5 protein-coding genes are annotated in these 7563 nt (G+C 72.5%); 4 read left to right on the plus strand and 1 reads right to left on the minus strand.

All coding sequences use genetic code 11. The annotated features are described in order from the left end of the window. The first annotated feature begins 1 nt into the window (after position 1). From ACT3TD_RS12825 to xdhC, 4 genes are all read left to right on the plus strand, one after another. A complete protein-coding gene (locus ACT3TD_RS12825; protein WP_301442012.1) occupies positions 2-2416 on the plus strand; it encodes an ATP-dependent RNA helicase in 2415 nt (804 codons plus the stop codon). A gap of 169 nt (positions 2417-2585) precedes the next feature. After that, complete coding sequence (locus ACT3TD_RS12830; RefSeq protein WP_301442013.1) at positions 2586-3980, plus strand: xanthine dehydrogenase small subunit; 1395 nt, start codon at positions 2586-2588, stop codon at positions 3978-3980. Next, complete coding sequence (gene xdhB / locus ACT3TD_RS12835) at positions 3977-6337, plus strand: xanthine dehydrogenase molybdopterin binding subunit (protein ID WP_301442014.1); 2361 nt, start codon at positions 3977-3979, stop codon at positions 6335-6337. Before ACT3TD_RS12830 ends, xdhB begins: the two co-directional genes overlap by 4 nt. Then, positions 6334-7128 carry a xanthine dehydrogenase accessory protein XdhC gene (xdhC, locus tag ACT3TD_RS12840; protein WP_444615064.1) on the plus strand — a complete coding sequence of 265 codons (795 nt, stop codon included), beginning with the start codon at positions 6334-6336 and terminating at the stop codon, positions 7126-7128. Before xdhB ends, xdhC begins: the two co-directional genes overlap by 4 nt. On the opposite strand, the gene ACT3TD_RS12845 is transcribed toward xdhC, so the two are convergent. Beyond that, positions 7106-7480, minus strand: coding sequence for a DUF488 domain-containing protein (locus tag ACT3TD_RS12845; RefSeq protein WP_444638017.1), 375 nt, complete (start codon positions 7478-7480; stop codon positions 7106-7108). The genes xdhC and ACT3TD_RS12845 overlap by 23 nt on opposite strands. Positions 7481-7563: the final 83 nt, after the last annotated feature.

A 7563-nucleotide genomic window follows, 5' to 3' on the forward strand; every position in this document is an offset into this window, starting at 1 on the left:
GGTGACCGACCTCCCCTTCGCCGCCGGACGCGACGCCCTGATCCACGCGGTACGCACCCGCGGCACCGCCGTGGTCCAGGCCCCGCCGGGCACCGGCAAGACCACGTTGGCGCCGCAGTACGTCGCCGAGGCGGTGCAGGGGACGCAGGGGAGCACAGGCAAGGTCGTGGTGACCCAGCCGCGGCGGGTGGCGGCCCGCGCGGCGGCGACGCGTGTCGCCGAACTACGCGGCGTCCGGCTCGGCGACGAGGTCGGCTACACGGTGCGCGGGGACCGGAGGGCCGGGGCGTCGACCCTGATCGAGATGGTGACGCCGGGGGTGCTGCTGCGCCGGATGCTGCGCGACCCGGACCTCGACGGGGTGGCGGCGGTCGTCGTCGACGAGGTGCACGAGCGTGCGCTGGAGTCCGACCTGGTGTTCGCGATGCTGGCCCAGCTGCGCGAACTGCGCGATGACCTGGTGGTCGTGGCGATGTCGGCGACGGTGGACGGCGCCCGCTTCGCCGGGCTGCTCGCCGACCCGCCGGCACCGGTGGTGGACGTCCCCTCCCCCATCCACGCCCTCGACGTGCGCTACGCCGACTCGGCCGCCTCGATGGTGAACCGGGACCGGCGGTCGCGCACCGCCGTGCAGGACGTGGTGCTGGCCACGGTGCGTCGGGCGCTGGCGGAGACGCACGGCGACGTGCTGGTCTTCGTGCCGACGATCCGCGACACCACAACCCTGGCCGACAGGCTGGCAGGTGACGGGGTTGAGGCGTTCGCACTGCACGGCCGGTTGTCCACCGCCGAGCAGGCGGCCGTGGTGCGCGGCGGCGGTGACACCCGGCGCGTGGTCGTGGCCACGGACGTCGCGGAGTCCTCCCTGACGGTGCCCGGCGTGCGGGTCGTGGTGGACTCCTGCCTGGCGCGCACCGCCCGGCGTGACACCTCCCGCGACATGTCCGTGCTGGTGACGGAGGTGGCGAGCCAGGCGTCCTGCACGCAGCGCGGCGGACGTGCCGGACGTGAGGGGCCGGGCACGGTGTACCGCTGCATCACCGCCGAGCAGTTCGCGAAGGCCCCCGCGTTCGCCCCGCCGGCGGTGACGACGAGCGACCTGACCTCGGCGATGCTGGACGTGGCGTGCTGGGGTTCGCCGCGCGGGGCGGACCTGCCGTTGCCGGACGCCTTCCCGGGCCCCGCCTCCGACGCCGCCGAGGCCACGTTGCGTTCCCTGGGTGCGGTGGACGCCGACGGCCGGGTGACCGACGTCGGACGCCGCCTCGCCGCGGTGCCGACGGACCCGCGGCTCGCGCGCGGGGCGACGGTGGCGTCCCGACGGGTCGACGTGCGCACCGTCGCCGCGGTGCTGCACGTCGTCGACGAGGGGTCACGCGTGAGCGACCTGCCGGCGGCGGTGCGTCAGGCGCGTGGCTCCCAGGGCGCGCGCCGGCTCGAACGGCTGCTGGACGCCGGGACGTCCTCCCCGGACCTGCGTGGTGAGGACGCGGTGGCGTACACCGTGGCCTGCGCGTTCCCGGGCCTGGTGGCGCACCGGGTGGGCGACTCCAACCGCTACCTCACCGCGTCCGGCACCGGGGTGGTGTGGCGCGACGCGAAGGCTCACTCGTCGGCGTGGATCGCCATCGCCGACCTGGGACGCAACAGCGGCAACACGAGCAGTACCGAGGCGCTGGTGCACACGGCGGTGCCGTTGTCGCGCGAGCTCGCCCTCCAGGCCGCCTCCCCGCTGCTCACCGACGAGCTGACCTGCACCTGGACCCCCGGTGGCCCCGCCGGGAAGCTGCAGGCCCGGCGCGTGCGCGGTCTCGGGGCGATCGAGTTGTCGTCCACCCCGGTGGCCACCGCGGACCTTTCCGAGGCCACCCGTGCCGCGGCGGTGCGACGTGGCCTGGCGTCCCACGGCATGGACGTGCTGACCTGGTCGGACAATGCGCGCAGTCTGCGCCAACGCATCCAGTACCTGCACGTCAACGGGATCGACGGCTACCCGGACGTGCGCGGCGGGGAGAGTGAATTGCTCGACTTCGTGGTGCCGGACCTGGCGGCGGGCCGGCGCCCGGACCTCGCCGGGCTGCTGCGCGGGCTGATCCCCTGGGACCGTCCCGTCGACACGTACGCGCCGACCACGCTGACCCTGCCGTCCGGGCGCACCGTGCGGCTGACCTACCCGCAGGTCGACGACGCCGCCGACACCCCGCCGGTGGTGTCGACCCGGCTGCAGGACTGCTTCGGCCTGCACGTCTCCCCCGAGGTCGCCGGACGTCGCGTCCGCTTCGAACTGCTTTCGCCGGCCGGACGCCCCGTGGCGGTGACCGACGACCCCGGCGGCTTCTGGTCCGGGGCGTACGCGCAGGTCCGTGCCGAGATGCGGGGGCGCTACCCGAAACATCCGTGGCCGGAGAATCCGTGAAACCTGCGCGAAATCTCCCGGTGCAATAATCTGTGCGACAACAGGTGGACAGCCGGTCGCTATACGGCCCCGTGACGGGGCGTCCGGACCCAGGCGACCTGCCCACCGCGAGTCACCAGGAGATCCACCAGTGACTTCAGCCCAGACTTCAGCACCCATATCGGTGACGGTGAACGGAGCGACTCTCCACGGCACCGACCCCCACGTCAACCTCCTCGACCTGCTGCGCGACAACGGTCTGACCGGCTGCAAGGAGGGCTGCGCCGAGGGCGAGTGCGGCGCCTGCGCGGTGATGGTCGCCCGCCCTGACACCGCCACCGACGGGACCACCCGCTGGACGCCGGTGAACGCCTGCCTGCTGCCCGCGGCCGCCCTCGACGGGCAGGAGGTCGTCACCGCCGAGGGCATCGGCACCGCCGGTGACCTGCACCCCGTCCAGCACGAGATGGCGGTGCGCGGCGGTTCGCAGTGCGGCTACTGCACGCCCGGCTTCATCTGCTCGATGACCGCGGAGTACTACCGCCCGGAGTCCGACAGGCCCTTCGACCTGCACTCGCTGTCCGGCAACCTGTGCCGTTGCACCGGCTACCGTCCGATCCGCGACGCCGCCCTCGCGCTCGGCACGCCTGACTCCCCCGGCTCCGCCGACGCTCTCGCGCAGCGCCGCGACACCCCCGCGCCCTGCGCGGCGCGCACCGACCTCACCGGCGGCACGGCGCGTTTCCGGCGTCCGGAGTCCCTGGATCAGGCCTGTCGCATCCTCGCCGAGGATCCGTCGATCACCGTCGTCGCCGGTTCCACCGACCACGGAGTGGGCGTGAACCTGCGCGGGGAGCGTCCGGCGGACGTCATCGCCGTGGACCGCGTTCCGGAGATGCGCGGCATTCTGCGCACCGACACCTGCGTGGACATCGGCGCGGCGCAGACACTCACCGAGATCGAACGCCAGGTCGGTGACGAGGTGCCGCTGCTCGGCCAGCTGCTGCCGCAGTTCGCCTCCCGCCTGATCCGCAACAGCGCAACCCTCGGCGGCAACCTCGGCACCGGCTCCCCCATCGGCGACGCCGCACCCGCCCTGCTCGCCCTCGACGCCTCACTGGTCCTGACCAGTGCGGACGGCGTGCGCGAGGTGGCGTTGGCGGACTACTTCACCGGCTACCGCCAGTCCGTGCGCCGGCCCGGTGAGCTGATCACGCGCGTGCGGATCCCGCTGCCGCTGGCACCGCTGACGGCCTTCCACAAGATCGCGAAACGACGCTTCGACGACATCTCCTCCGTCGCCGTCGCCTTCGCGCTCACCGTGGAGGACGGTGCGGTCACGCGCGCCCGCATCGGCCTGGGCGGGGTGGCGGCCACCCCGCTGCGCGCGCTGGCGACGGAGGACGCGTTGGTCGGCGCGCCGTGGACAGCGCAGACCGTCGCCGCCGCGTCGGACGTCCTGCGCGCCGAAGGCACGCCGATGTCCGACCACCGCGCGAGTGCGGACTACCGTTCGGCGATGCTGGCGACCTCGCTGGAACGCTTTTACGAAGAGCACGCAGAAACAGCGGAGGTGTCGCGATGAGTGTCCTCTCGCAGCGTCCCGCCGACCCCGTGGTCGGCGAGTCCCACCCGCACGAGTCGGCGTCCCTGCACGTCACCGGCACCGCCCTGTACACCGACGACCTGGTCAACCGGTACCCCGGCGTCCTGCACGCCGAGCCGGTGCAGTCGCCGCACGCGCACGCACGCATCGTCTCGCTGGACGCCACGGCCGCCCTGGCGCTCGACGGTGTGGTGCGCGTGCTCACCTCCGCCGACGTGCCCGGCGTCAACGACGCAGGCACCAAGCACGACGAGCCGCTGTTCCCCGAGGCGTCCGGCGGCGAGGTGATGTTCCACGGCCACGCGGTGTGCTGGGTGCTCGGCGAGTCGCACGAGGCCGCCCGGCTGGGCGCGGCCGCGGTGGAGGTGGAGTACGAGGAACTGCCCGCCGTGCTCAGCCTCACCGACGCCATCGGGGCCGGCAGTTTCCACGGCGCGCAACCGACGATGCTGCGTGGCGACGCCGCCGCGGCCCTGGCCGACGCCGAGCACGTGCTCGAGGGCACCTTCGAGTTCGGCGGGCAGGAGCACTTCTACCTGGAGACGCAGGCGTCGTTGGCGCTGCTCGACGAGAACGGCCAGCTGCTCGTCCACTGCTCCACCCAGCACCCCACCGAGACCCAGGACATCGTGTCCCACGTCCTCGGCGTGCCCGCGCACGAGGTCACCGTGCAGTCGCTGCGCATGGGCGGCGGGTTCGGCGGCAAGGAGATGCAACCGCACGGCTACGCTGCGGTCGCCGCCCTGGGTGCCACGCTGACAGGGCGTCCGGTGCGCGTCCGGCTCAACCGCACCCAGGACATGACGATGACCGGCAAACGACACGGCTTCCACTCCACCTGGACCGTCGGATTCACCGACGAGGGCCTGGTCACCGGGCTGGACACCACCCTCACCGCGGACGGCGGCTGGTCGCTGGACCTCTCCGAGCCGGTGCTGGCGCGCGCGGTGTGCCACGTGGACAACGCCTACTGGATCCCGCACATCGCCGTGCACGGGCGCATCGCGCAGTGCCACCGCACCTCGCAGACCGCCTTCCGCGGTTTCGGCGGGCCGCAGGGCATGCTCGTGATCGAGGACATCCTGGGACGTATCGCCCAGGTGCTGGGCCTGCCGGCCCGTGAGGTGCGCCGACGCAACTTCTACTCCGCCGGGCAGTCCACGCCCTACGCCATGCCGGTGCGCCACCCCGAGCGCGCCGTCGCCGCGTGGGACCAGGTGCTCGAACACGGTGACGTGGAGGCCCGCGAGGCCGAGATCGCCTCCTTCAACGCCACGCACCCCTCGCGCCGGCGGGCGCTGGCGATGACGCCGGTGAAGTTCGGCATCTCCTTCAACCTCACCGCCTTCAACCAGGGCGGGGCGTTGGTACTGGTGTACAAGGACGGTTCCGTGCTGGTCAACCACGGTGGCACGGAGATGGGCCAGGGCCTGCACACCAAGATGATGCAGGTCGCCGCGACCACGCTGGGCGTGCCGATGACGCTGGTCCGTCAGTCCCCCACCCGCACCGACAAGGTGCCGAACACCTCCGCCACCGCGGCGAGTTCCGGGGCGGACCTCAACGGCGGTGCGGTGAAGGACGCCTGCGAGCAGATCGTGTCGCGCCTGCGCGTCGTCGCCGCCTCCGTGCTGGGGGTCAGCGCCGACGACGTGCGCTTCAGCCGCGGCCTGGTCACCGCCCTCGGCAGCGAGGAGTCCGTGACCTGGCAGTCCCTGGTGTCCACGGCGTACATGCAGCGCGTGCAGCTCTCCGCCAGCGGTTTCTACCGCACCGAGGGCCTGCACTGGGACGCCTCGGTGATGCAGGGCGAGCCGTTCAAGTACTTCGCCTACGGGGTCGCCGCCGCCGAGGTCGAGGTCAGCCGCTTCGACGGCTCCTACGAGGTGCGCCGGGTCGACATCGTCCACGACGTGGGCGACTCCCTCTCACCACTGATCGACCTGGGCCAGATCGAGGGCGGGTTCGTGCAGGGCCTGGGCTGGCTGACCCTGGAGGACCTGCGCTGGGACACCGGTGAGCGCCCCGGCGACCGCGGCACCGGACGCCTGGCCACGGCCGGGGCGTCCACGTACAAGCTGCCCTCGCTCTCCGAGCTGCCCGGCGACTTCCGGGTGGAGCTGCTGGACAAGGCGCACGAGTCCGGTGCGGTGTACGGCTCGAAGGCGGTGGGTGAGCCGCCGTTCATGCTGGCCTTCAGCGTGCGCGAGGCGTTACGCCAGGCCGTCGCCGCCTTCGGCGCGGGCCTGTCCGAGCAGGTGGAGCTGCCGTCCCCGGCGACGCCGGAGGCGGTGTACTGGGCGGTCGAGCGGGCCCGGTCCCGGGTTCGGGTATGAGCTGGTTGTCGGACGCCGCGGACCTTCGCGCCCGTCGCGTGCCGTCGGTGCTGGTGACGGTCGTGGCCCGTCGCGGCCACGCCCCGCGGGAGGCGGGCGCGAAGATGCTGGTCACCGCCGACGCCACGTCCGGCTCCGTGGGCGGCGGGAACCTGGAGGCCGGGGCGGTGCGGCGCGCCCGCGAGATGCTGGCCGCCGGTGCGTCCTCCCCGGAGACGATGGACTTCGCGCTGAACGACAAGGTCCCCTACGACCACGGAAGGCAGTGCTGCGGCGGCGAGGTGACGGTGCTGCTGGAGGTGCTGGACGTGCCGCCGTGCGTGGCGGTGTTCGGGTGCGGGCACGTGGGCCTGGAGTTGGCGCGGATCCTGTCGCGCCATGACCTGGACCTGTGGTTGTGCGACTCGCGCCCCGCACAGCTGACCGAGGCGGAGACCGTGACGCAGGACGCTCCGGCGACGGTGACCACCCGCCTGGCGGTGCTAGGCGAGGCGGTGGTCGACGAGCTGCCGGCCGGCGCACACGTGCTGGTGATGACCCACGACCATGCCGAGGACCTGCACCTGTGCGATGCCGCGCTCGCCCGCGACGACCTGGGTTCGGTGGGCCTGATCGGCTCCTCGGCGAAGTGGGCCAGGTTCCGCTCGAAGCTCGCCGAGGCCGGTCACTCCCCGGAGTCGGTCGCCGCGATCCAGTGCCCCGTAGGGCTGCCTGACCTGGGCGGGAGCCGCCCCGCGGAGATCGCGGTCAGTGTGGCGGCGGACCTGCTCACCCGCCTGCCGTCGCGCTGAGCTGACCCTCCATCCAGTCGCGCAGCACGGCGGCGTGGGTGTGCTCGGTGTCCTTGCCGGCGAAGAGGAGTACGACGTCGCCCTGTGCCAGCGCCTCGCCGATGGCAGCGACGGCGGCTTCTGTATCTGCATCATCGAGTTCGGCGCGGTAGGCGTCACTGAACTCCTCCCAGCCCAGGGTGCCGTCGTGGAAGTCCTTGCGCAGCTGCGTCGACGGGGTGAGTTCCTTCGGCCAGCCGGTGAGCCCGAGGCTGTCCTTCGACACCCCGCGCGGCCAGAGCCGGTCGACCAGGAAACGCGGTGCGTCCCCCTGCACGTCGTAGACCCTGGCTATGTCGATCCTGCCCATCATCCACCATCCTATTCGAACATGCTGTTGACTCGTGTCCGGACCCCAGTGTACACTTCACCGCACAAACGGAAAAGGGGGAACCG

The sequence above is a fragment of the Corynebacterium sp. AOP36-E1-14 genome (assembly GCF_052377495.1).
GTDB lineage: Bacteria > Actinomycetota > Actinomycetes > Mycobacteriales > Mycobacteriaceae > Corynebacterium.

Coding starts and splice junctions, on each gene's coding strand:
- ACT3TD_RS12845 (WP_444638017.1), bottom strand. CDS start 7,480: ATGATGGGCAGGATCGACATAGCCAGGGTCTACGACGTGCAGGGGGAC.
- xdhB (WP_301442014.1), top strand. CDS start 3,977: ATGAGTGTCCTCTCGCAGCGTCCCGCCGACCCCGTGGTCGGCGAGTCC.
- xdhC (WP_444615064.1), top strand. CDS start 6,334: ATGAGCTGGTTGTCGGACGCCGCGGACCTTCGCGCCCGTCGCGTGCCG.